The sequence below is a fragment of the Streptomyces sp. NPDC055287 genome (genome assembly GCF_053646035.1).
Genome location: NZ_JBSHNE010000008.1, coordinates 204,437 through 228,146, shown reverse-complemented (window position 1 = coordinate 228,146; position 23,710 = coordinate 204,437). Strand labels below are relative to the sequence as shown.

Sequence of the window (23,710 nt, the reverse complement as noted above, 5' to 3'; positions counted from 1 at the left end):
TCACCCGTGCGCGGCGGTGCGCCGGTGGCGGAGCAGTACGACCTGGGAGTCGAAGGTCCGCGACTCGACGAGTTCGACGCCCACCCGGTGGCTCTGCTTCCGGAAGACCGGCTTGCCTCCGCCGAGGACCACGGGGTGGACGAAGATCTGGTACTCGTCGATCACGCCGTGCCCGGTGAGGAAGGAAGCCAGCTCGGACCCGCCGAACAGCAGCAGCGTGGTGCCCGACTCCTTCAGGGCGGTCAGCTCCTCGACGACGTTCTCGCCGATCACCCGGGTCTTCCAGTCGGTCTTCTCCAGCGTGCGGGAGACCACGATCTTGGGTGCCTCGCGCCAGATCGGAGCGAAGGCGAGGTCGTGCTCGTCGGTGGAGTACTTCTCCGCCTGCGGCCAGAAGCCCGACATCATGTCCCACACCACGCGCCCGTTCCCGGAGTTTTTGAGCCGGACGCCACAGCCGGACGCCTCGCTCAGCGGCTGCCGTCAGACGCTGCTGACCGACAGCTTCGCCGCGAACCCCAGGAACAGGACCCCCGCCGCCGAGGTCGCGCCCGCCGACAGGCGCTTGCGGCGCCGGAAGGCTGCGGCCAGGTGCGTGCCGCCGAAGATCAGGGCGGAGAGGTAGAGCACGCTCGCGACCTGGGCGAAGGTGCCCAGCAGGACGAAGGAAAGGGCGGGGTGGGCGTACGCCGGGTCGACGAACTGCACGAAGAAGGAGATGAAGAAGAGGATCGCCTTCGGGTTGAGCAGGCTGATCACGAGGGCACGGCGGTACGGGCGCTCGGCGGCCGGCGCCGCGTCGACGACCGGAGTACCGGCGTCCGTCAGCTCGTGGCGGCTGCGCCACATCGACCACGCCGCCCGCATCATCCCGATGGCCAGCCAGGTCAGATAGCCCGCGCCCGCGTACTTCACGATCCCGAAGAGCAGTGCGTTCGCCTGGAGAAGCGAGGCCACACCGGCGGCGGACAGGACCATCAGGACCGCGTCGCCGCACCACACGCCCGCGGCGGCCGTGTAGCCCGTGCGTATGCCGCGTCGCGCGGCGACGGACAGGACGTAGAGGGAGTTCGGACCCGGCAGAAGAATGATCAGGACAAGGCCGACGAGGTAGGTCGGCAGATCGGTTACACCCAGCATGGGCGGAGTGTCGCATGTACGTACGACACTCCGCCTCCGCGTTTCACATGCCAGGAGGCGGGTGCGCCCGTCAGTCCTCGTCGCCGTCGAGAAGGCGGTCCACGGACAGCTCACGAGCGTATCCGCCACCAACGACAGTCCGCCCGGGATCACTCGTCCGGGGTACCGGGGCAGGCCACGCCTCAGAACGCGTTGGTCGGGACGTACGTCCCCCAGACCTCCCGCAGCGCGTTGCAGACCTCTCCGACGGTGGCCCGGGCGCGCAGCGCGTCCTTCATCGGGTACAGGACGTTGTCCGTGCCCTCCGCCGCCTTCTTCAGCTCCGCCAGCGCCGCGTCCACCGCCGCCTGGTCGCGGTCCGCACGCAGCTTCGCGAGGCGCTCGGCCTGCTGGGCCTCGATCGCCGGGTCGACCCGCAGCGGCTCGTACGGCTCTTCCGTCTCCAGCTGGAAACGGTTCACGCCGACCACGACACGCTCGCCGCTGTCCGTCTCCAGCGCGATGCGGTACGCGCTGCGCTCGATCTCGTTCTTCTGGAAGCCGCGCTCGATCGCGTTGACCGCGCCGCCCATGTCCTCGACCTTCTCCATCAGCTCCAGCGCCGCGGCCTCGACCTCGTCGGTCATCTTCTCGACGACGTACGAGCCCGCGAAGGGGTCGACGGTGGCCGTGACGTCTGTCTCGTAGGCGAGGACCTGCTGCGTGCGCAGCGCCAGGCGGGCGCTCTTGTCGGTGGGGAGGGCGATCGCCTCGTCGAAGGAGTTGGTGTGCAGCGACTGGGTGCCGCCGAGCACGGCCGCGAGGCCCTGTACGGCGACGCGCACCAGGTTGACCTCGGGCTGCTGCGCGGTGAGCTGCACGCCCGCCGTCTGCGTGTGGAAGCGCAGCATCAGCGACTTGGGGTTCTTCGCGCCGAACTCGTCGCGCATGACCTTCGCCCAGATCCGGCGCGCGGCGCGGAACTTGGCGACCTCTTCGAGGATCGTGGTGCGGGAGACGAAGAAGAAGGAGAGGCGCGGCGCGAAGTCGTCGACGTCCATGCCCGCCGCGACGGCGGTACGGACGTACTCGATGCCGTCGGCGAGCGTGAACGCGATCTCCTGCGCGGGCGAGGCACCGGCCTCCGCCATGTGGTAGCCGGAGATCGAGATCGTGTTCCACTTCGGGATCTCGGCCTTGCAGTACTTGAAGATGTCCGCGATCAGCCGCAGGGACGGCTTGGGCGGGAAGATGTACGTCCCGCGCGCGATGTACTCCTTCAGCACGTCGTTCTGGATCGTGCCGGTCAGCTTGTCGGCCGGTACGCCCTGCTCCTCGCCCACCAGCTGGTACATCAGCAGGAGGAGCGCGGCGGGCGCGTTGATCGTCATGGACGTCGAGACCTTGTCCAGCGGGATGCCGCCGAACAGGACGCGCATGTCGTCGACCGAGTCGATCGCCACGCCGACCTTGCCGACCTCGCCGCTCGCGATCGCCGCGTCGCTGTCGTGGCCCATCTGGGTCGGCAGGTCGAAGGCGACCGACAGACCCATCGTGCCGTTGGCGATCAGCTGCTTGTAGCGGGCGTTGGACTCGGTGGCGGTGCCGAAGCCCGCGTACTGGCGCATCGTCCACGGCCGGCCGGTGTACATCGACGGGTACACGCCGCGCGTGAAGGGGTACGAGCCGGGCTCGCCCAGCTTTTCACTGGGGTCCCAGCCCTCCTGGGCGTCCGGCCCGTACACCGGCTCAATAGGCAGTCCCGACTCCGACTCGCGCGCCATCTGCTGTGCCTCCCGCTGAACGTACTGGCTGGTAATGAACCGACCCTCGCGACGGACTGTAGCGGCGGGCGTGCGGCGGGTGGAGAGCCGCAGGCTGGGACCTTGCTCACAACGTCGCTCTTCCCATCATGCTCGGGCTTTCGCGACCGGGCAGAGCGGGAAACACTCCTGAGGACGGACGAGATGCCCGGGGGGCGGGGATGGACGAGCAGCAGCGGTGCACCAGGGCCGTACGCGCAGCGGTGGCGGTGGCCGCGGCCGGCGCCCTCGTGGCCGTCACGGCGGGGTGCAGGGTGCAGGCGAACGAGCCGGGCACGGCGGCGGGCGGGACGGAACCGGCGGCCTCGGGCGCGGCGCACGGGCGCGCGAACGCTCCCTCGAACGGGTCGTCCGGGAATCCGTCCCCCGGCACCGCTCCGGCCGCGAGCGCGTCGACGGCCGCGCCCTCGCCGCCGAGGGCGGAGCCCGGGAGCCGGCCGCCCGCGCCGAGGATCCTGCTGGCGCGTGGAGCCGCGGGCGCCCAAGTGCGCGAACTCCAGGCGAGACTGCGCCAGATCGCCCACTTCAACCGCACCCCCACCGGCCACTACGGCTCCGTCACCGCCGCCGCCGTCTCGTCCTTCCAGGGCAAGCGCGAACTGCCCCGCACGGGCGCGACCGACACCGTCACCTGGGCCAGGCTCCTCGGGATGACCAGGAAGCCGACGCACGCCGAACTGCGTCCGGCGACCGCCGCCCCCGTCGCCGAACCCGACCCGCGGTGCATGACGGGCCGCGTCCTGTGCATCAGCAAGAGCAGCCGCACGCTGTCGTGGATGGTCGGGGGACAGGTCGTCTCGGCGATGGACGTGCGGTTCGGATCGCAGTACACGCCCACCCGCGAGGGGACGTTCAGCGTGTACTGGAAGTCCCGGCACCACGTCTCGACGCTGTACGACAGCCCCATGCCGTACGCCCTGTTCTTCAGCGGCGGGCAGGCTGTCCACTACTCGTCGGACTTCGCGGCCCGCGGCTACAACGGCGCCTCGCACGGCTGCGTCAACGTCCGGGACGAGGGGAAGATCGCGAGCCTGTTCGCGCAGGTGCGCAACGGCGACAAGGTCGTCATCCACTGGTAGGCGACGACGGAGAAGAAGGGGCGCGGGCGGGACCGGGGGAACGTGTCCCGCCCGCGCCAGTTGCGCGGAGCCGAAGGTACGGGGGGAACCCCGGCTCGTCGCGCGGCCGATGACCAGTCGGCTCACTCTCTACTGCGTCACCCGCTCGAAAAACGTCACACCTGCGTGAGCGAGTGATCAAAACAGCAGGTCAGAGCCGTGCGGGTACCGGGGAGGCGGTCAGCCCGACAGCGTCGCCGCGCCCGCGACGGCGGACGGCTCGCCCGTCGGCGAGGACGTCAGGGTGTACGAGACGGGGGGTGCGGGGCGGCGGATTCCGCCCGGCGCACCCTCGCTCCCGTCGGTCGCCTCGCTTCGGTCGCTTCCGCCGTTCTTGCCGCCGTCGCCGTCGCCGTCACGGCTCTCGCCGTCCGCGTCGTCACCGTTCGCGCCGCCGTGGCCGCCGCTGCGGCCTTCGTCGGCGCCGCCGTCCGTGTCGTCCCGGTCCCCGGAGCCGTCCAGCAGGCGGTCGCAGAAGCGCGCCACCCGGTCGGCGCCCTCGGCCGCCGCTTCCAGGCGTCGTTCGTGGTCGGGGGCGAGGCTGCCGGACCGGTAGTCCTGGCAGGCCTTGGCCGTCTTGCGGTACCAGTCGCCGGCAGCGGTGCCGCCATCGCCGGTGCCCGGTGTGCCCTCGCCCGTCCAGCCCGGGTAGTCGGGGGGTACGCCGGTCTCCGACCCGGGAGTGGGCTGCTGCGTAGCGCCGGCGGTGTCGTCCCCGCCGCCCGGGGTCTCGTGCGCGTCGCCGGGCGTGCCGGTGCTTTCCGGGGTGGGCCCGCCGGTGGCGCCCGGTTCCGGGGTGGTGGCCCCGGGGGTGACCGGCGGTGGTGTGGCGGCGGCGGACACGGAGGTCGCGGGGGCGGGGTCGGTGCTGGGGCCGAAGGGGCTCGGAAGTACGCCGGTGCCCGCGGCCACCGCGACGCCGCCGAGCGCGACACCGGCGATCGCTCCGGCCAGCCCCAGGCGTACGGGGCGGGCCCAGCGCACGGGCACGGCCGCCCGGCGTCCGATCCGTACCGTGGCGAAGTCTTCCGGGGACGCGGCCCTGACCTTGCGGAACGCCGCCAGCGCCGCCGCCTCGCCGGGCAGTTCACCGGCGTCACGGCCGCCGGCCCGGGCCACGCCGTCCAGGGCGGCGGAGAGGCGCTCGGCCTGGGCGCGTGCGTGGTCGCCGACAGGCCCGACGGGTTCTCCGCGAAGCAGTCGCTCCGCCGTCTCCTTGTCGAGCCACTCGTAACGCTCGTCGGCCATCACATGTCCTTCTGCGTCCGCACGCAAGAATCCGTCACACCGGCGGACGTCACCTGGTCCGGTCGCGGACCTCGCTGGGGCGGTACTCCGCCGAGCTCCGGCCGCCCGCCGGCCGCGCCCGCAACCGTACCGCTGTCGCCTTCGTCGCTCCCGCCGCGGCCGTGGTCACCGCCTGCCCGGCCGCGGGCGGCGTCCGCCGCGTTCAGCAGCTCGGCCAGCCGCTTCAGGCCGCGGTGAGCGGCGGTCCGTACGGCGCCGGGGCGCTTGCCCAGGGTCTGGGCGGCGCTCTTCGCGTCCAGTCCGACGACGACGCGCAGGACGACGGCCTCGGCCTGGTCCTGCGGGAGCTGGGCTATGAGAGCGAGGGTGGTGCCGGTGGCCAGGGCTTCCATCGCCTCGCCCGCGGTGTCGGAGGCCCCGGGCTTCGTGGCGAGTTCCGTCTCGTCGCCGCCGACGACGGGGCGCCTGCCCCGCATCCGGATGTGATCGAGGGCACGGTTGCGCGCTATGCGCGCCGCCCAGCCCCGGAACCGGTCGGCGTCGCCGCTGAACCGGTCGAGGTCACGGGCTATCTGGAGCCACGACTCGGAGGCGACGTCCTCGGCCTCCGGGTCGCCCACCAGCGTTCGTATGTATCCCAACAGCCGCGGGTGCACGGCGCGGTACACAGTACGGAAGGCGTCTTCGTCCCCGTCCTGTGCCGCGAGCACCGCGGTGGTCAGCTCCGCGTCGTCCCCCAGCACTCCCTCAACCTGTTCCACGTCGCAGCTGGTCACCACTGCCGCGCAAGCACCGCGCGAGTCTGCACGCTACGACGTGGGAAGGGGTTGCGTCCACGTCTTGTACAACGCGCAACCTTTTACTGACAGAGAGCGGTGTGACAGAAAACGCATCCCCGGCGCTGAGAGTAGTACGGGCCGCCGCACGGTCCGCGGACGACGACCGGGGCCTCTCCTGTGGGGGGTGGCGGCCCCGGTCGTCCTTCCGGCCGGCGGCGGCCCCACCTTGTCCGGCCCGTGATCGCTCCCGGTGTCGTCACCCCGGGGCCCCGCGTGCCGTCACTGCGTGCGGGATGCGCCGTCCCCGTTCCCCGGGTGCCGTTCCCGCCCGGCCGACCGACCGCCGTTGCCGGCCTCTTCCGCTCCCTTGCCCGAGGTCTTCGAGGGGTCGGCGGGATCAGCGGGAGGGGCCGTGGTCGCGCCGTCGTCCGGCTTCGCCGGGCGCCCGGGCCTCCCGGGTGCCGTGCCCGGCTCCGGGGCTCTGGAGCTCTTCGGCGCCTTGGTGGAGCCCTTGCCGCCGGTTGCCGGACCCCGCCGACGTTCGTCGGCCGTCAGCACGCTCTCGCAGTACGCCTTCACCGTCAGCCCCGCGTCGTCGGCGGCGGTCGTCAGCCGCTTCGAAGGCGCCCCGCGGCCGGGGGCCGAGCGCCCGTGGGACACGAGATGCGCGACGCAGTGCGCCACCTCGTCCCGCGCCCGCAACGGAGGGGCGGACCCGGGGCCCGTGGCACCGGCAGAAGGCAGGCGCTCCCCCGCCGTGTCACTCGCCCGCGCCGCGCCAGGTGTCGCCGGAGCGCTGCTGCTGGTCGCGTCCGCCCCCGAACCGCCCTCGCGCGTCCCGAACGGCGCCGGGATCACCCCCGTGCCCGCCGCCAGCGCCACCCCGCCCAGGGTCACCGTCACCGCTGCCGAGGCGAACGCCGCCCTGACCGGCAGTGCGCCGCGCCACCGTCCCGACGGCCGCCAGTCGTCGCGCCTGCGCGCCTGCCACCAGCGCCCCGGGCCGGCGTGCACGCCGGAGTCGCGCGCCTCGCGGAACGCGGCGAGCGCCGCCCGCGCACCGGCGTCGGCGTCCGCCTCGCCGGGGCCGGGCGCGGACCGGCGTACGGCGGTCAGCAACGCCTCGACCTCCGGCGTGACCGGCTCCTCACCCACCGCTTCCCGTTCCCGCGCCCCGGCCCGTCGTCGTATCCGTGCCCGCGCCTGTTCCCATACCCGTCTCATGTCTCATCCTTCAGCGTGCGCGGCGCCACAGACGTCACAGCGCCCACCCGGCCGCCGCCGGCCAGCTGCTCGGCCAGCCGCTTGAGCCCGCGGTACGCCGACGTCCGCACGGACCCGCTGCGCTTGCCCAGCACCCGGGCCGCCGCGGGCCCGTCCAGCCCGACGACCACGCGCAGCAGCACTGCCTCCGCCTGTTCACGCGGCAGTGCGGCGATCATGCCGAGCGCCTGCCCGGTCGACAGCGCCTCGATCGCGTCGTCGGCCGTGTCCTGCCGACCGGGAAGGTCCAGTACGTCCTGTTCGATCAGCGACGTACGGGGTCTTCGCTTCTGCCTCCGCAAGTGGTCCAGCGCGCGGTGGCGGGCGATCGTCGCCGTCCAGCCGCGGAACCCCGCCCCGTCGCCGCGAAACCGCCCCAGGTCCCGCGCGATCTCCAGCCATGCCTCGGACGTGACGTCCTCGGCGTCTTCACCCACGAGCCCCCGCACGTATCCGAGCAGCCCCGGATGCACGAGCCGGTACGCCGTGGCGAACCCGTCCTCGTCCCCCTGCTGGGCCCGCTCGACGGCAGCGCCCAGCTCCGCGTCGTACGCCTGTGTACGACGCCGCTCCCCGCCCCTGGTCACACGTCCCTCTTCGTGCCGACTCGGCACTGGTCACCGTGCCCATGCCCCCTGGGGACACCAGGTCCCCCAATGCTCTGCGCCCGGCGGCACGAAAACGTCACAGCTTCTCCGCCGGGCCCGGCGAGGGCTTCCACCGGAGCGTCACGGCGGATTCGCCGACGCCGGCCGGCGGTCCGCGCCGCCTGTCTGCCGCCAGCGGCATACGGGCTTGCGGGCCCTGCCGTGCAGCAGCAGATAGAAGCGCTGCACCGACTCCTCCGCCCCGGCCTCGAACCGGTTGACGACCTTCCCGAGCGGGTTCCAGACCCTCCCGTCGGGCATCCGCACCCCGACCGGCTGCCGGAACAACTCGCGCTGTTCGGCACCGAAGTCCACCCACTGCCCCCCGGCTCTACGGACGACGACCTCGCCCGTGTACGCGCCGAGTCCGCGGAGCACCGCTTCGACCCGGGCGCGCTCGGGCGCGTCGCGCCGCAGCCCGTCGACGACGAGGTCCACGAGCCGGAGGCTGCCCACCGAGTAGTCGAGCGGCAGCCGGTTCCGTCCGGCGAGCTGCTCGACGAACCCGGCGGCGTATCCGCGCATGCCGGACGCGCCGGGCAGCTCCCCCTTCCCCTCGCCCTCAGCCATGTTGTCCACGCCCCTCCGCTCAGCCGATCACGCCTGTCACTGACCAAGCGTCAAGAGCCGTGGGAACATCACGCGGGGCGGCGGGGGTCCGGCCTCAGCCCATCCGGGACTTGATGTGGCCGACCACCTCGTTGAACGCCCCGGTCGGCGAGAAGTCGACGTACTCGCAGTCCTCGAGGGCCTCCGGCACGTGGCCGGGCGCCCAGTAGAAGGCCTGCCCCGCCTCGTAGATCTCCTCGCCGTCCTTGGTCCGCATCTTCAGCCGCCCCTTGAACAGGTATCCCCAGTGAGGGCACTGGCACAGGTCGTCGGGCAGGCCTTTGGCCAGCGGCCCCATGTCCGTGCCTTGGGGAAACCGCGCGAACGCGACGGTCATGTCTCCCCCGATTTCCTGCATGCGCAGCTCCACTCCGCCGCCTTCGATGGCGACACGAGCGTCATTCCGGGTCGTAGCCTGCATGATTCCCTCCACGGCGGGACCTTTGCGAGGCTCGGAAGCCCGCCTTCTCCCAGTCTGTCCCCGACCACGCGGCCGTGCGACACGGCCCGGGGCGCGGCGGCGGCCGGGCAGCGTCCGGCGGTCACAGGCGCAACTCCCACGCGACCTCCCCCTCGTGCCGCCGCCCGGTGCGCGCCAGTCCGGCCGCCGCGGCCACGGCGGCGGACGCGTGGTGGTCAGGGTGCACATGGGCGGCGACGGTACCTACGGTCGCGTCCCGCACCAGCCACGCCACCAGCCCGGACGCGGCCTCGGGCGCGATGCCGCACCCCTGCCAGGGGGTTCCGACGACCCAGGCGATCTCAGCGGCAGACTTCCGGCCGTCGGCGGCGACGGTGGCCTGGACCGTGCCCACCAGGCACTCCTCGTCACGGAGGCTGACGACCGAGTTGCACCAGGAGACGCCGGGGCGGGGAGACCCGGCGACCAGGCGCGCGTACCGCTCCCGGAGCTCGTGCGGCGTCGCCGGAGCGCCGCCGATGAAGGTGTGCAGGCGGGGGTCGGACCGTACGGCGGCCATCTCCCCGGCGTGCGAGACGCGCAGCGGCAGGAGGTCCAGCCGCGCGGTGGTGATGACTTCGGCGCGGATCGGATTCATGACACCACTGCCCACCAGTGATCTGCGCCACAACTCGACGCACAGGCGTGACGTTTGCGCGGCAGGGCTCGCTGGGTAGAGCAGGCGGCCTCTGTGAGAGGCGTGCCGCAAGTGAACTCATATGAGGGGTAAGGGATTTGAGTCCGCGCAAGTCGCACGCCTACAGACCGCTGAGCATGAAACGCCGAGCCTGGCTGACCGTCGGCGCGGTCGTACTCGGCGGTGCGGGGGCCGTAACCGTCGCCATCGCCCATCCCGAAACCGGCCCGGCGCGGGACGGACTGCAGCCGCGCAGGGCAGAGGTGCACTCCCTCACCTTCAAGGGCGCCGGCAGCGAGAAGCGCGACCTGCCGCGCACCGGCACCGAGCCGTTCTCACTGGTCGGTGTCACGTGGGCCGACCCGGACGCGGAGATCGACGGCGAGGCGGAGGTGCGTACGCGCGACCGCGAGACCGGCGAGTGGGGCAAGTGGCTGGAGGTGCATCTCGACCAGCACCTGGCCGAGAAGCGCGACGCCAAGGCCAAGCTGCCCGGTATGTCCGAGCCGCTCTGGGTCGGCCCCTCCGACGCCGTCGAGGCACGCATAGTGCGCGCCGACGGCACCGCGACCGCCGGTCTGCCCAAGGGGCTCGAACTGACCCTCGTGGACCCGGGCGTGACGGCCAAGGAAGCCAAGGCGCCGGGCGCCGACGCGCAGACCGCGGCCTACGCCGCCGAGGAAACGCTGCCGCCGGCGCCGGTGGACACGGAGACCGGCACGCCGCCCGGCGCGGCCACGGAGACCGCCGCCGTCACCGCCACGCCGACGGACACCGCCACGGAGACGGGGGCCGCGGACCCCACGCCGTCCGGCACCGCCACTCCGACGGACACGGCGGCCCCCACGGTCACGCCGACCACCGCCACCCCCTCCCCGACGCCGACCGTCCCCACCGCGCCGCCGTCCACCGTGACCCGGCCGCCGATGACCCTGCGGGCGGGCTGGGGCCCGGACAAGTCGCTCGCCACGAACTACAGCGACCCGGAGTACATCGACAAGGTCCAGGCCGTCTTCGTCCACCACACGGTCGACTCGAACAACTACAGTTGCACCGAGTCCCCCGCCATGATCCGGGCGATCTACGCCTACCACGTGACACCGCGCCCCGACGCCGGCTACGAGGGCTGGAAGGACATCGGCTACAACTTCCTCGTCGACAAGTGCGGCCAGATCTTCGAGGGCCGTGAGGGCGGCGCCGACCTGCCCGTCCTCGGCGCGCACACCTTCGGCTTCAACTCCTACTCCACCGGCATCGCGCTGCTCGGCAACTTCGAGACGGGCCGGCCCACCCAGACCGCCCTCGACTCGGCCGCGCGCGTCGCCGCCTGGAAGCTCGGCCAGTACGGCGTCAGCCCCACCGGCACGGTCACGCTCGAAGCGGCCGCCGACACCGGCAAGTACACCAAGGGCCAGAAGGCCACGCTGAACACCGTCTCCGGTCACCGCGACGGTTTCGCCACCGTGTGCCCCGGCGCGAACCTCCACAGCAAGCTGCCGGCGATCCGGAAGTTCGCCGCCGGTGCGGGGCGCGGCTCCGCGATCCCGACGGCCGACTTCAACCGCGACGGCATCACCGATCTCGCCGTCGGTACGCCGAAGGTCGCGAGCGGCGACGGCACCATCACCGTCCTGCCCGGCTCCACGGAGGGCCCGGTCGCCGCAGGCCGCCGCACCCTGAACCAGGACAGCCCCGGCGTGCCCGGCAGCTCCGAGAGCGACGACCGCGGCGACGTGAACGGTGACGGCTTCGCCGACCTGGTCGTCGGCGCGCCCGGCGAGAACGGCACGTCCACGCAGACCAACACCGGCTCCGTCACCGTCATGTACGGCCCCGGACTCACCTCCGGAAAGTCGTACTGGACCAACACGGCCACCCGCACCGCGAACGAGGCGCTCGGCGCGACCGTCGCCACCGGCGACTTCAACGCCGACGGGCGCTCCGACGTCTTCTCCGTGGCGCCGGGCAAGCCGGGCCGCTGGTGGGCCTGGGACTCCAAGTCGGGCGCCGCGAAGAACGGTTACCTGAACACGGCGGCGTACACCGGCGCGGTCTCCTACGCCTCCGCCGCGAGCGGCGACTTCAACCGCGACGGCTTCGCCGACGTGGCGGTCTCCTACCGCGACCCGGCGGGCGCCGGGCGCCTGCTGTGGCTGAAGGGCACGACGGGCGGCCTCCAGCGGGTCGGCATCCTCACCACGCGCGGTGGCCGTTCACTGGCCTCCGGCGACCTCAACGGAGACGGCTACACCGACCTCGCCGTCGGCAAGCCGTCGGCGACCGAGTCGGGTCACACCGCCAAGGGCGGCGCGGTCAGCGCCGTGTTCGGTTCCTCGGCCGGCCTGACCTCCACCGGTGTCAAGACCGTCCACCAGGACACCGCGAGCGTGCCGGGCAGCGGCGAGACCGGTGACGACCTCGGCGCGTCCGTGTCCATCGGTGACGTCGACCTCGACGGGTACGGCGACATCCTCGCCGGCCTGCCGGGCGAGGACCTCACCCGCAGCGGCGTCTCGTACGCCAACGCCGGCCAGACCCTCCTGCTGCGCGGCTCCTCCACCGGGCCGACCGGCACGGTCTCCGTCGCCTACTCCCAGGACACCTCGGGCGTCCCGGGCGCGGCCGAGGCCAACGACCGCTTCGGCTCGGCGGTCTCGCTGACCGACCTGTCGGGGTACAGCCGGGCGGACATCGCGATCGGCGCCGACGGCGAGGACACCAACACCGGCACCGTGCTCCAGCTCGACAACAGCAGTGCGTCGGGCATCATCACCGGCTCCGGCGTCTACTACGGCCGTACGGCGCTGGGCGCCCCGGCGGGCGTCGGCATCGGCAAGGTGCTCAGCCCGTAACCCCGCTCCACGCCGACTGTGCCGGGACCCCTCCGACCGGGAGGGGCCCCGGCACAGTGCGGTCGCCGCGCGGACCACGACGCCGTGCGGATCACGACGCCGTGCGGATCAGCCGCTGATGCGCGCCCGGCGGGAAGCCGCGGCCCGCAGGACGCGCTTGCCCTCGTTCGAGAGCTGGAGGGCGTGGTTCAGGCCGCCACCGGAGTCTTCCGAGAGCATGTCGAGGAGCTGGCACTGGCGGCGCAGTTCGCCGGACGTGAGCGGGCTGATGCCGTCGGTGTCGCCGTCGCGGAACGCCTTCACCCGCTCCTCGTGGCCGCCCGGCGCCACCCCGTCGAGCCGCAGATGGACTTCCAGCACCGCGGCCGAGCAGTCCTCGGCCCAGGTGCGCAGCGCGGGCAGGTCGTAGGCGGCGGGGACGGCGCCGGCCATCCTGATGGCGAAGCCGGCCAGCTCGCCGGGCGCCGCCCCCGCGACGCGCTCCACCACGGCGGCGACCCTGCGCAGCCGGCCGAGCCAGGCGTCGCCGCCCTCCACCGCGACCCACAGCGGTCTGAGCGCCTCGTCCGTGTCGAGGCCGATGCGCTCGGCGCCCTCTACGTACTCCAGCAGGGGCAGGCAGCGGTCCAGGCAGGCCACCGCGCTCGCCGCCAGGGTCCGTTCGTCGGCGCGGTCGATCAGTTCCACCAGGGTCACGGTGCCTCCCTCGGCACTGCAGGGCCCGCTCGGTGCGGACCTTCTCCTTCCGACTGCGTACCGAGCCGCGATTACGTCACAGTGCGCTCAACGCCGCTCACAGGCCGAGCCGGTCCAGGAAGCGCGCGAAGAGCTCTTCGGCCGTCGGATCGGCCTCTTCGCGCAGTACGTCGGCCAGTGCGCCCGGGGCCACCGTCCGCCCGGTCGCGGCCGCCCACTCCACCGCTTTCGCGGCTGCTTTCCCGGGCGGGAGGAACAGGTCCTCCAGCACCAGTCCGTCGGCGCTCAGGTACCCGGCCATCGCCTCGCGCCCGAGGCAGCCGAACCAGGACCCGGCCGCCTCGGCGGAGGTCGCGGCCTCCACCACCACGCACGCGCTGTCCATGACGAACGCGAACAACGCGGGCGTCCCCGTCTCCCCGCACACCCCCCGGGCCAGCGCTCCCATGTCACCGACCTGCGGCTCACTGGGCCGCGCCCACACCTGCCAGCCGTCGCCCCGCGTCTCGTGGAGCGTCAGCCCTTCCCGTACGTCCGCGAGCGCGGCCAGCTCAGCGAGCGGCCGTTCGCTGCGTCCCACCACGAAGTAACCCCAGAAACCCATGCCCCGCTCCCCCCACGGCCCCCAACAGTTCCTGTCACATTCTGCCCACGACAGGTCGCTCCGGGGCCGGGTCCACAGAACCTGCGGGCCCGGCCGTGGCCTTCAGGTGCTGCACGCGGGTCAGGGCGCGCACGAAGAGGATCGCGAGCACGGCGGCCGCGATGTCGAGCAGGTCGGCGCCGATCAGGTGGTCGAGGGCGTCGCGGATCGCGGCCGGCTCCTGGGCGTCCGCGTAGCGCCTGATGGCGAACCTGCCGAAGAGCGCCGACGCGACCCACATCGCCCACCACACGGTGACGGCGGTGTGCGGCTCCTCCTTGCGCGCGCGCCCAGGCCGTAGGGGTCCTGCCTGCTGGCCGCCCAGACGTCCACGGCTGTCCCGCGCGGCAGCCAGAGGTTGCCGCGCGGGACGAACCAGGAGCCGATCGCCCAGCCGCGTCCCCTGCGCTGGAGGTCCGGCGCGAAGGCGTCGGCGTTCCCGCAGGTCAGCCCGTGCGCTCAGCCAGCGCCTTGAAGCCGTCCCAGCTGAGGGCGGGCTTGTCCGTGTCCCAGGTCTTCTGGGCCAGCGCGCGCATCGGCAGGTGGATGCCGTGCGCGACCTGCTCCTGCGTCTGCGCGTTCGACAGGTCGCACCAGATGGCCAGGCGGCCGCCGAGGATCTGGTCCGCGTAGCGCGCGGGAACCGGGGTGGTGCCGCGCAGGACCTGCGGGGTCCAGGACTCGTAGATGCGACGGCCCGTCGGGTAGACGAAGGTGTTGGGCTCGCCGAGGACGTAGTAGAGGTACTCGTCGTTGGCGTTGACCACCTTGCGGCCCTCGCTCAGGTACTCCTGCGGCTGCCGCGCGCCGATCTCCTTGCCGGTCCAGTACTCGACCTCGCGGTCCTGGTCGGACTTGACGACGCCGCCGGCGTGCAGCCCGTCGTTCCACGCCTTCAGGCTCTTGCCGTGCGGGCGCAGGGTCGCGGCGCGGTCGTTGAGCCAGCCGGTGGCGAGGTCCTGGACCTTCGCGTTCGGGCCGTACTTGCGGACCGCCTCGCGGGCGAGACCCGGGTACGAGACCTCCGGGTTCCGCTTGAGCAGGGCCGCGTACTCGTCGCCGCCGAGGTGCACGTACTTGCCGGGGAAGACATCGGCGTACTCGCTCAGCAGGTCGTCCACGATCCGCGCCGACTTCGGGTTGGCGATGTCCACCGCGCCGGGCGTGGCCACGCCCCGCACGTCGCGCAGCTGGAGGTCGGGGTGCGCGCGCATGACCGCGCCGAGGTGGCCCGGCGAGTCGATCTCCGGGATCACCGTGATGTGGCGGCTCTCGGCGAGCTTCACGATCCGGCGGACCTCGGCCTTGGTGAGGTGCTGCTCGGAGACGATCTCGGGGTGGCTGGCGGACTCGATCCGGAAGCCCTGGTCGTCGGAGAAGTGCAGACCGAGCTGGTTGAGCTTGAGGTCGCCCATCTCGCGGACGGTGTCCTCGATCCAGTCGGCGGTGAAGTGCTTGCGCGCGGTGTCGAGCATCACTCCGCGCTGCGGCTTGGCAGGCTTGTCGCGTACGACGCCTTCGGACAGGCGGCCGTCGGCGGCCAGGGCCTGCTTGACGGTGCGGGTCCCGTAGAACACGCCGGCCTCGTCGGCACCGGTGATCCGCACCCGCCCGTCACGCACCGAGAGGGTGTACGACTCGGGCGCGCCGCCCGGCACCAGCGCCAGCTCGATGTCACCCGCGCGGCCGGACCCGGCGCCCGCGTATCCGCGCTTCAGTTCCTGGGCCAGGAGCCTGCCCTCGTCGCCGAGCGCGCCGCTGTCGTCCGGCGCCACGACGACACGCGTGGAGCTCCCGGGCTTCCAGCCGGGGCCGGTGGCGGCGTCGTACTGCTGCACCGAGGGGACGGCGCTGGGCGCCTTGGTCGGTCCTGCCTTCACGGCCGGCGCGGCCTTCGGGGACGGCGCCGCCGGCTTCGGCGGGGCGGCCGGTGCGGGTGGCGCCGCCTGCTTCGGCTGCGCTGCCGGGGGCGTCGGTGCCGCCGAGGGCTCGGACGGCGCAGACTGCGCGACGGTGGCGATGAGCGGGACGGTCAGGGACACAGCGGCCACGGCCAGCGGCACCCGAAATTGCGACATCATTGGGCGAACGATGCCCAATCAACCCCCCAAACGTCCACCAATCAGCCATTATGTGTGGCCAACCTCTCCCGTTCGAGTGAGGTTCGCGCATCCGTCGGACAGCCGTCCTGAAGCGTCGATAGCGTTGCGTCCCATCCGCCTCATCCTTCCCGTCGGCCCCCTCCCGAGGAGCTCCCGCTGTCCAGCGAATCGCCGGGACGTACGGCTGTACCCGCGCAGAGCCGCGACCCCGCCACCGCTGCCGTCGCCGCCGGTCTCGACCGCTTCAACACCGCGCCCGCCGACGCCACCGAGGCCGCCCTGCTCGGCTGCTGCGCCAGCCTGCGCTGGGCACGGCGCGTCGCCGCCCACCGCCCGTACCCCGACCTGGGTGCGCTGCTCGCCGCGGCCGACGAGGCGGCGTACGACCTGTCCCACGACGAGATCTCCGACGCGCTGACCGGCGAGTCCTCCGCGGCCCTGGGCGAGGGCGCCCCCGCCGTCGCGCACACCGCGCTGCGCGCCGCGCACGCGGCGTACGAGAGCAGCTTCGGCCACGCCTTCGTGATCTGCCTGGACGGCTTCCGGCCGGAGGAGCGCCTCGACCAGGTGCTGGCGGGCATCCGGTCACGACTGGGCAACGAACCGGACGAGGAGCGGGCGGTCGCCGCCGACGAGCTGCGCAGGCTGGCGAGGGGACGGCTCGCCCATCTCATTTCCGATCCTCGGAAAGCGGACGCTTGTCTGACAAATGGTGATCTCGCAGGCCACACCGGATGTGCGGACCGGCCCGATAGCCCGTCCGTGCCCGTTTGAGTGCCACTTTGATCACACGTGTGGACCCCGCGCGAGCGAACCGACAACTCGTCGCTACGATGGCCGGGGCCGGTGGACCGTACCCGGCCGGGCCAGACCGACACTGAAGCCGGCATGGCCCCTATCCCCGCTCCCGGAGGGTTTTTCCGTGCCGGCTGGAACGCTGTACCGCGGCCGGGAAGGTATGTGGTCCTGGGTGGCTCATCGAGTCACCGGCGTCCTCATTTTCTTCTTCCTGTTCGTGCATGTCCTCGACACCGCTCTCGTCCGCGTCTCTCCCGAGGCGTACGACGATGTCGTGGCCACCTACAAGACCCCTCTCGTCGCCCTGCTCGAGTACGGCCTTGTCGCCGCCATCCTCTTCCACGCGCTGAACGGCCTGCGGGTCATCGCCGTGGACTTCTGGTCCAAGGGCCCCCGGTACCAGAAGCAGATGCTCTGGACCGTCATGGGCATCTGGATCGTGCTGATGGCAGGCGCCCTCTACCCCGTGCTCGGCCACGCCGTACGCGAAGTCTTCGGGAGCTGACGCAGAGATGTCTGAGACCACTTCCGCAGTCGGCCCCGTCGAAGGCGCGAGCCTGTACGACGTGGACAACCCGGCTCCCCTGATCGAGGCCCCCCGCGCTCGTACCAAGAAGACGCCCAAGTCGACCCGCACGAACTTCGAGCTGTACGGCTGGCTGTTCATGCGGCTGTCCGGCATCGTGCTGGTCGTCCTCGTCCTCGGCCACCTGCTGATCCAGCTCGTGCTGGACGGCGGCGTGTCCAAGATCGGCTTCGCCTTCGTGGCCGGCCGCTGGGCCTCGCCGTTCTGGCAGACCTGGGACCTGCTCATGCTGTGGCTGGCGATGCTGCACGGCGCCAACGGCCTGCGTACCGTCATCAACGACTACGCGGAGCGGCCCACCACCCGCTTCTGGCTGAAGAACCTGCTGTACACCGCCACGGTGTTCACCGTCCTTCTGGGCACGCTGGTGATCTTCACCTTCGACCCGAACATCCGCTAGGCCCGGGGCTGAGGTAATCCACCCATGAAGATTCACAAGTACGACACCGTCATCGTCGGCGCCGGTGGCGCGGGCATGCGCGCGGCCATCGAGTCGACGAAGCGCAGCCGCACCGCCGTGCTGACGAAGCTCTACCCCACCCGGTCCCACACGGGCGCCGCGCAGGGCGGCATGGCCGCCGCGCTGGCGAACGTGGAAGAGGACAACTGGGAGTGGCACACCTTCGACACGATCAAGGGCGGCGACTACCTGGTCGACCAGGACGCCGCCGAGATCCTGGCGAAGGAGGCCATCGACTCCGTTCTCGACCTGGAGAAGATGGGCCTGCCGTTCAACCGCACGCCGGACGGCACGATCGACCAGCGCCGCTTCGGCGGTCACTCCCGCAACCACGGTGAGGCCCCGGTCCGCCGGTCCTGCTACGCCTCGGACCGCACCGGCCACATGATCCTCCAGACGCTGTACCAGAACTGCGTCAAGGAGGGTGTGGAGTTCTTCAACGAGTTCTACGTCCTCGACCTGCTGATGCAGGAGGTCGACGGGGTCCGCAAGTCCGCGGGCGTCGTCGCCTACGAGCTGGCGACGGGCGAGATCCACGTCTTCCAGGCGAAGGCCGTCATCTTCGCCTCCGGCGGCACCGGCAAGTTCTTCAAGGTGACGTCGAACGCGCACACCCTGACCGGTGACGGCCAGGCGGCGGCGTACCGCCGTGGTCTGCCGCTGGAGGACATGGAGTTCTTCCAGTTCCACCCGACGGGCATCTGGCGCATGGGCATCCTGCTGACGGAGGGCGCCCGTGGTGAGGGCGGCATCCTCCGCAACAAGGACGGCGAGCGCTTCATGGAGAAGTACGCGCCGGTCATGAAGGACCTCGCGTCCCGTGACGTCGTCTCGCGCTCCATCTACACGGAGATCCGTGAGGGTCGCGGCTGCGGCCCCGAGGGCGACCACGTCTTCCTCGACCTCACGCACCTGCCGCCGGAGCAGCTCGACGCCAAGCTCCCGGACATCACCGAGTTCGCGCGTACGTACCTGGGCATCGAGCCGTACACGGACCCGATCCCGATCCAGCCGACCGCGCACTACGCCATGGGCGGCATCCCCACGAACGTCAAGGGTGAGGTCCTCGCGGACAACACCACGGTCGTTCCGGGTCTGTACGCCGCCGGTGAGGTCGCCTGCGTCTCGGTGCACGGCGCGAACCGCCTGGGCACCAACTCGCTGCTCGACATCAACGTCTTCGGCAAGCGCGCCGGCATCGCCGCCGCCGAGTACTCGGCCGGGCACGATTACGTCGAGCTCCCCGAGGACCCGGCGTCGCTCGTCGTCGCGCAGGTCGAGCGCCTGCGCAGCAACACCGGCACCGAGCGGGTCCACGACATCCGCCGGGAGCTGCAGGAGACGATGGACGCCAACGTGATGGTGTTCCGTACCGAGCAGACGATCAAGACGGCGGTCGCGAAGATCGGCGAGCTGCGCGAGCGTTACCTCAACGTCTCGATCCAGGACAAGGGCAAGCGGTTCAACACCGACCTGCTGGAGGCCATCGAGCTGGGCAACCTGCTCGACCTGGCCGAGGTCATGGCCGTGTCCGCCCTGGCGCGCAAGGAGTCCCGCGGCGGTCACTACCGCGAGGACTTCCCGAACCGCGACGACGTCAACTTCATGCGCCACACCATGGCGTACCGCGAGGTCGGCGACGACGGCACCGAGTCGATCCGCCTCGACTACAAGCCGGTCGTCCAGACCCGCTACCAGCCGATGGAGCGTAAGTACTGATGGCTACTCCGACCCTGGACAAGGTCGAGGACGCGAAGCCCGCGTCCGCGCCCTCCCCGTACATCACGGTCACCTTCCGGATCCGCCGCTTCAACCCCGAGGTCTCGGCCGAGGCGGAGTGGCAGGACTTCCCGATCGAGATCGACCCGAAGGAGCGTGTGCTCGACGGTCTCCACAAGATCAAGTGGGAGACCGACGGCACGCTGACGTTCCGTCGCTCGTGCGCGCACGGCATCTGCGGCTCCGACGCGATGCGGATCAACGGCAAGAACAGGCTCGCCTGCAAGACGCTGATCAAGGACATCAACCCGGAGAAGCCGATCACGATCGAGGCCATAAAGGGCCTCACGGTCCTCAAGGACCTCGTGGTCGACATGGACCCGTTCTTCCAGGCCTACCGCGATGTCATGCCCTTCCTCATCACGAAGGGCAACGAGCCGACGCGTGAGCGTCTGCAGTCCGCCGAGGACCGCGAGCGCTTCGACGACACCACCAAGTGCATCCTGTGCGCCGCGTGCACGTCCTCGTGCCCGGTCTTCTGGAACGACGGCCAGTACTTCGGCCCGGCGGCGATCGTCAACGCGCACCGCTTCATCTTCGACTCGCGCGACGAGGGCGGCGAGCAGCGCCTGGAGATCCTGAACGACAAGGACGGCGTGTGGCGTTGCCGCACGACGTTCAACTGCACGGACGCGTGCCCGCGCGGTATCGAGGTCACGAAGGCCATCCAGGAAGTGAAGCGCGCGCTGATCACGCGCCGCTTCTAGTCCTTCCGGCTGTACCTGAGCGAAGGCCCCGCACCCCGGTTCTCCCCGGGGGCGGGGCCTTCGCCGTACCCGCCGGCCGGGGGACGCGCCCCGCACCGGCCTCGCCCGGCCGCCCCGTTGTGCCAGGATCGGGGGCATCGCAGGCGGGCCGACGGGAGCACCGGAAACCATGAGCGATCAGAATCCGAATCCGTACGCGGCGGACGGCGACCCCAACGGGAACTATCAGTGGGGCCCGGTCCCCGGCTACGGATATCCCAGTACCGCGCCGGGCTACGGCTACCCGCAGCACCCCATGCCGTACTCCGGGCCGTACGCGGGGGCCGCGGGCGCGCCGCTCATGTCGATCGGTGACATCACCGTCATGGGCGACTCCATCGTCACGCCGTCCGGCACGATGCCGCTCAAGGGCGCGGTGTGGACGGTCGCCGACATGTCCCGGACGGAGGAGAGGATGCCGACGGCCGCGGTCGTGCTGGCCGTCGTCTTCTTCGTCTTCTGCTTTCTCGGTCTGCTCTTCCTCCTGATGAAGGAGAAGGTGACGACCGGCTACATCCAGGTCACGGTGACCAGCGGCGGCCGGCACCACTCCACGGTGGTGCCGGCCCTCGGCCCGCACACCTTCCCCCTGGTCATGGGCCAGATCAACTACGCCCGCTCTCTGAGCGCCTGAGGCTCTTACGGCGCCCACGGGCCGCTCGCCGTACGCACTGACCTCATTCCCCGGCGGGGACGTCCAGGGCCGTTCCGTACAGGCGGGACACCTGGATCCGTATGACCACGCGCCGGTCGGGCGCCGGCTGATTGACGGTGGCCCTTCCGTCGGCCGGGGCCGCCACGGCAGCCGGGTCGACGATCTCCGCCTCGCCCTCGGCTACGGCGAACGACCAGACGTCCGGGCCGCCGACGTGCAGCGAGGTGTGCGGGTCGCGGCGCAGTTGGCGCACCTTGAGGCGGTCGGCGGTGGAGGAGATCCGCAGGACGCGCTCCTCGGGGTTCCAGTCGTAGAGCACGGTCGACAGGTGGGGATGACCGGTGCCTCTGACGCTCGCGAGCACCCCGAACTGCTGCTGCCCCAGCAGCCGGGAGAGTTCGGCGTCCGTCAGTACGCGGGGGGTGGGGCCGTCGTTCGGGGTGGTGGCGGTGTCGTTCGGGGTGGTGGCGTTCGTGCTCATGGGGATCAGCCTTCCGCTGGTTGCGGTGGGTTGGGGGCTGTCAGGCGGCCGTGGTGTGCACGGCGGCCGGCGTGGTGGTCTCCGGCTGCCCGGCGGGCTGCCGCTCCGGGCGGCGCAGCATCGTGAGGGCGACGGCGAGGGCGGCGACCAGGAGCCCGGCGCCGACGGCGAAGGCGAGGTGGTAGCCGCCGGTCAGCGCCTCGGCCCGGGTGTGGCCGTCCGCCGCGAGGGTTTCGGTGCGGGAGGCCGCCAGGGTGGAGAGGACCGCGACGCCCAAGGCCATGCCGATCTGCTGGGTGGTGTTGAACAGACCGGAGGCGAGGCCCGCGTCCTCACCGCTCGCGTCGGACATGCCGAGCGTGGTCAGCGCCGGGAGGGCCAGTCCGAAGCCGGCCGCGAGCAGCATCACGGGGAGCAGGTCCACGGCGTAGTCGGCGTGCACGGGGACGCGGGTGAGGAGTCCCAGTACGCCGATCAGGAGGACGAGGCCCGCCAGCAGGACGTTGCGCTCGCCGAAGCGTGCGTTGAGGCGGGCGGACACGCCCAGCGAGACGGCGCCGATGACCGCTGCCGCCGGGAGCATCGCGAGACCGGTCTCCGCGGCGCCGTAACCGAGCACCTTCTGGAGATAGAGGGCAACGAGGATCTGGAAGGAGAAGAGCGCGGCGACCATCAGGATCTGGACCAGGTTGGCGCCGGAGACGCTGCGCGAGCGGAAGATCCGCAGTGGCATGAGGGGGTTCCTCGCGGTGGCCTGACGGACCAGGAACGCGGCGAGCAGTACGGCGGCGAGGGCGCCGAAGCCGAGGGTGCGGGCCGAGGTCCAGCCGTACTCCTCGACCTTGACGACGGTGTAGATGCCGAGCATCAGTCCGGCGGTGACCAGGACCGCGCCGATGACGTCCGCTCCGGCCCGCAGGCCCAGGCCGCGGTCGGCGGGCAGGACGGGGACGGCGAGCGCGAGGACGGCAAGGCCGATCGGCAGGTTGATGAAGAAGATCCAGTGCCAGTTGAGAGCGTCGGTGAGTACACCGCCGAGCACCTGCCCGATGGAGGCACCCGCCGCACCGGTGAAGCTGAAGACGGCGATCGCCCTGGCGCGCTCCCTGGGCTTGGTGAACAGCGTCACGAGGATGCCCAGGCTGACCGCGGAAGCCATCGCGCTGCCGATCCCCTGGAGGAAGCGCGCGGCGATCAGCACGGCGGGGGACGTGGCCACGCCGGCCAGCAGCGAGGCGGCCGTGAAGACCGCGGTGCCGGCCAGGAACACGCGCTTGCGGCCGATGAGGTCACCGAGCCGTCCCGCGAGCAGGAGCAGGCTGCCGAAGGCGATCAGGTAGGCGTTGACCACCCAGCTGAGGCCGGCGGGGGTGAAGTCCAGGTCGCTCTGGATGGCGGGCATCGCCACGGTCACGATGGAGCCGTCGAGGATGATCATCAGCATCCCGGTGGCGATGACCCCGAGGGCGAGCCGGCGTGAGCGCTGGTCGGCGGGAGATGTGGAAGATGGGGCGGATGCGGCAGACATGCGGTCTCTCCTGTCAGCGAGGACGACAGGAGAGACCGTAGCAGATAGTTTTGTTGCAGACTATCTTTCTCGGGCCTACTTCTGGGGCTGGCGTGCGCGGCGGGCGGGGCGCGGGTTCTCGGCGGGGACCGACAAACCGTCACCGACCAGGAACTTCAGGGCGCGCAGCAACACCGTCCGATCCCCCTCGGGAAGCGCGGCCAAGGCTTCCCGGTGCACGCGGTCGACGATCTTCTGACTCTGCCCGGCGACCTGCGCGCCCTCCTCGGTGACGGCGATGATCCGGGCCCGCCGGTCCGTACTGGAGGGGCGGCGCTCAGCGAGACCGGCCTTCTCCAGGGCGTCCACCGTCACCACCATCGTGGTCTTGTCCATGTCGCCGATCTCGGCGAGCTGGATCTGCGTGCGCTCCCCCTCCAGCGCGTGGACGAGGACGCAGTGCATTCGTGCGGTCAGTCCGATCTCGGCCAGGGCGGCGGACATCTGGGTGCGCAGGACGTGGCTGGTGTGATCGAGGAGGAAGGACAGGTCCGGTTCGGTGCGGGCGGGCGTCATGGCGGTCATGCCGCCAGCGTAGCAATTCGATCCGTGGCGGATTATCCGGAAGAGATCTTCAAGGAAGCGGCGCCAGCTGACTTGAACATGTTCAAAAAGAGGCCTAGATTCATTCCTGCCAGCCTT

24 protein-coding genes and 1 pseudogene are annotated in these 23,710 nt (G+C 71.5%); 8 read left to right on the top strand and 17 right to left on the bottom strand.

Features of this window, described 5'->3' with window-relative positions; translation table 11 throughout:
- From ACWIHY_RS15910 to ACWIHY_RS15900, 3 genes are all read right to left on the bottom strand, one after another.
- Nucleotides 1-420 carry a dihydrofolate reductase family protein gene (locus tag ACWIHY_RS15910; RefSeq protein WP_454376241.1) on the bottom strand — a complete coding sequence of 140 codons (420 nt, stop codon included), beginning with the start codon at nucleotides 418-420 and terminating at the stop codon, nucleotides 1-3.
- Between the two features lie 63 nt (nucleotides 421-483).
- Nucleotides 484-1,140, bottom strand: a complete 657-nt coding sequence (leuE, locus tag ACWIHY_RS15905) for a leucine efflux protein LeuE (protein ID WP_454376240.1) — start codon at nucleotides 1,138-1,140, stop codon at nucleotides 484-486.
- Between the two features lie 182 nt (nucleotides 1,141-1,322).
- Entirely contained in the window at nucleotides 1,323-2,903 is a 1,581-nt protein-coding gene (locus tag ACWIHY_RS15900; protein WP_454376239.1) for an acyl-CoA mutase large subunit family protein, read from the bottom strand.
- 200 nt (nucleotides 2,904-3,103) lie between these two features.
- On the opposite strand from ACWIHY_RS15900, the gene ACWIHY_RS15895 reads away from it, so the two are divergent.
- Nucleotides 3,104-4,021, top strand: coding sequence for a L,D-transpeptidase family protein (locus ACWIHY_RS15895; protein WP_454376238.1), 918 nt, complete (start codon nucleotides 3,104-3,106; stop codon nucleotides 4,019-4,021).
- Nucleotides 4,022-4,240: 219 nt separating this feature from the next.
- Here the strand turns inward: ACWIHY_RS15895 and ACWIHY_RS15890 are convergent, their stop codons facing one another.
- The 7 genes from ACWIHY_RS15890 to ACWIHY_RS15860 form a co-directional block, all read right to left on the bottom strand.
- A complete protein-coding gene (locus tag ACWIHY_RS15890; protein WP_454376237.1) occupies nucleotides 4,241-5,308 on the bottom strand; it encodes a hypothetical protein in 1,068 nt (355 codons plus the stop codon).
- A complete protein-coding gene (locus ACWIHY_RS15885) occupies nucleotides 5,308-6,051 on the bottom strand; it encodes an RNA polymerase sigma factor (protein WP_454376306.1) in 744 nt (247 codons plus the stop codon). Before ACWIHY_RS15885 ends, ACWIHY_RS15890 begins: the two co-directional genes overlap by 1 nt.
- A gap of 315 nt (nucleotides 6,052-6,366) precedes the next feature.
- Nucleotides 6,367-7,311, bottom strand: coding sequence for a hypothetical protein (locus tag ACWIHY_RS15880; protein WP_454376236.1), 945 nt, complete (start codon nucleotides 7,309-7,311; stop codon nucleotides 6,367-6,369).
- Nucleotides 7,308-7,937 carry an RNA polymerase sigma factor gene (locus tag ACWIHY_RS15875; protein ID WP_454376235.1) on the bottom strand — a complete coding sequence of 210 codons (630 nt, stop codon included), beginning with the start codon at nucleotides 7,935-7,937 and terminating at the stop codon, nucleotides 7,308-7,310. The genes ACWIHY_RS15880 and ACWIHY_RS15875 overlap by 4 nt, the downstream gene beginning before the upstream one ends.
- A 141-nt stretch (nucleotides 7,938-8,078) precedes the next feature.
- Nucleotides 8,079-8,567 (bottom strand): hypothetical protein, encoded by a 489-nt coding sequence (locus ACWIHY_RS15870; protein ID WP_454376234.1) that lies wholly within the window; start codon nucleotides 8,565-8,567, stop codon nucleotides 8,079-8,081.
- A gap of 94 nt (nucleotides 8,568-8,661) precedes the next feature.
- Nucleotides 8,662-9,027, bottom strand: a complete 366-nt coding sequence (locus ACWIHY_RS15865; RefSeq protein WP_454376233.1) for a hypothetical protein — start codon at nucleotides 9,025-9,027, stop codon at nucleotides 8,662-8,664.
- Nucleotides 9,028-9,148: 121 nt separating this feature from the next.
- Complete coding sequence (locus ACWIHY_RS15860; protein WP_454376232.1) at nucleotides 9,149-9,664, bottom strand: GNAT family N-acetyltransferase; 516 nt, start codon at nucleotides 9,662-9,664, stop codon at nucleotides 9,149-9,151.
- 176 nt (nucleotides 9,665-9,840) lie between these two features.
- On the opposite strand from ACWIHY_RS15860, the gene ACWIHY_RS15855 reads away from it, so the two are divergent.
- Nucleotides 9,841-12,555: an FG-GAP-like repeat-containing protein gene (locus ACWIHY_RS15855; protein WP_454376231.1), complete on the top strand. Its 2,715-nt coding sequence runs from the start codon at nucleotides 9,841-9,843 to the stop codon at nucleotides 12,553-12,555.
- Nucleotides 12,556-12,663: 108 nt separating this feature from the next.
- Here the strand turns inward: ACWIHY_RS15855 and ACWIHY_RS15850 are convergent, their stop codons facing one another.
- The 4 genes and pseudogenes from ACWIHY_RS15850 to ACWIHY_RS15835 form a co-directional block, all read right to left on the bottom strand.
- Nucleotides 12,664-13,251: a hypothetical protein gene (locus ACWIHY_RS15850; protein WP_454376230.1), complete on the bottom strand. Its 588-nt coding sequence runs from the start codon at nucleotides 13,249-13,251 to the stop codon at nucleotides 12,664-12,666.
- A gap of 97 nt (nucleotides 13,252-13,348) precedes the next feature.
- Nucleotides 13,349-13,855, bottom strand: coding sequence for a hypothetical protein (locus ACWIHY_RS15845; protein ID WP_454376229.1), 507 nt, complete (start codon nucleotides 13,853-13,855; stop codon nucleotides 13,349-13,351).
- Between the two features lie 34 nt (nucleotides 13,856-13,889).
- A pseudogene (locus ACWIHY_RS15840) lies at nucleotides 13,890-14,281 on the bottom strand (DUF4328 domain-containing protein).
- Nucleotides 14,282-14,340: 59 nt separating this feature from the next.
- Entirely contained in the window at nucleotides 14,341-15,972 is a 1,632-nt protein-coding gene (locus tag ACWIHY_RS15835) for a beta-N-acetylhexosaminidase (RefSeq protein ID WP_454376305.1), read from the bottom strand.
- Between the two features lie 180 nt (nucleotides 15,973-16,152).
- Here ACWIHY_RS15835 and ACWIHY_RS15830 point away from each other — a divergent pair, with 180 nt between their 5' ends.
- From ACWIHY_RS15830 to ACWIHY_RS15805, 6 genes are all read left to right on the top strand, one after another.
- The gene (locus ACWIHY_RS15830; RefSeq protein ID WP_454376304.1) at nucleotides 16,153-16,770 is read left to right on the top strand and encodes a 2-oxo-4-hydroxy-4-carboxy-5-ureidoimidazoline decarboxylase; all 618 of its coding nucleotides are present in this window, start codon (nucleotides 16,153-16,155) and stop codon (nucleotides 16,768-16,770) included.
- 148 nt (nucleotides 16,771-16,918) lie between these two features.
- Nucleotides 16,919-17,299 (top strand): succinate dehydrogenase, cytochrome b556 subunit, encoded by a 381-nt coding sequence (gene sdhC, locus ACWIHY_RS15825; RefSeq protein WP_454376228.1) that lies wholly within the window; start codon nucleotides 16,919-16,921, stop codon nucleotides 17,297-17,299.
- Nucleotides 17,300-17,306: 7 nt separating this feature from the next.
- Nucleotides 17,307-17,780 (top strand): succinate dehydrogenase hydrophobic membrane anchor subunit, encoded by a 474-nt coding sequence (locus tag ACWIHY_RS15820; RefSeq protein ID WP_454376227.1) that lies wholly within the window; start codon nucleotides 17,307-17,309, stop codon nucleotides 17,778-17,780.
- Nucleotides 17,781-17,804: 24 nt separating this feature from the next.
- Nucleotides 17,805-19,559 (top strand): succinate dehydrogenase flavoprotein subunit, encoded by a 1,755-nt coding sequence (gene sdhA / locus ACWIHY_RS15815; RefSeq protein ID WP_454376226.1) that lies wholly within the window; start codon nucleotides 17,805-17,807, stop codon nucleotides 19,557-19,559.
- Nucleotides 19,559-20,326 carry a succinate dehydrogenase iron-sulfur subunit gene (locus tag ACWIHY_RS15810; RefSeq protein ID WP_454376225.1) on the top strand — a complete coding sequence of 256 codons (768 nt, stop codon included), beginning with the start codon at nucleotides 19,559-19,561 and terminating at the stop codon, nucleotides 20,324-20,326. The genes sdhA and ACWIHY_RS15810 overlap by 1 nt, the downstream gene beginning before the upstream one ends.
- Nucleotides 20,327-20,495: 169 nt before the next feature.
- A complete protein-coding gene (locus tag ACWIHY_RS15805; protein WP_454376224.1) occupies nucleotides 20,496-20,999 on the top strand; it encodes a hypothetical protein in 504 nt (167 codons plus the stop codon).
- Nucleotides 21,000-21,042: 43 nt separating this feature from the next.
- On the opposite strand, the gene ACWIHY_RS15800 is transcribed toward ACWIHY_RS15805, so the two are convergent.
- From ACWIHY_RS15800 to ACWIHY_RS15790, 3 genes are all read right to left on the bottom strand, one after another.
- Nucleotides 21,043-21,501 (bottom strand): pyridoxamine 5'-phosphate oxidase family protein, encoded by a 459-nt coding sequence (locus ACWIHY_RS15800; RefSeq protein WP_454376223.1) that lies wholly within the window; start codon nucleotides 21,499-21,501, stop codon nucleotides 21,043-21,045.
- A gap of 40 nt (nucleotides 21,502-21,541) precedes the next feature.
- On the bottom strand, nucleotides 21,542-23,029 hold the full coding sequence (locus ACWIHY_RS15795) for an MFS transporter (protein WP_454376222.1): 1,488 nt from the start codon (nucleotides 23,027-23,029) through the stop codon (nucleotides 21,542-21,544).
- Nucleotides 23,030-23,104: 75 nt separating this feature from the next.
- Complete coding sequence (locus ACWIHY_RS15790) at nucleotides 23,105-23,593, bottom strand: MarR family winged helix-turn-helix transcriptional regulator (RefSeq protein WP_454376221.1); 489 nt, start codon at nucleotides 23,591-23,593, stop codon at nucleotides 23,105-23,107.
- Between the last annotated feature and the right edge of the window lie 117 nt (nucleotides 23,594-23,710).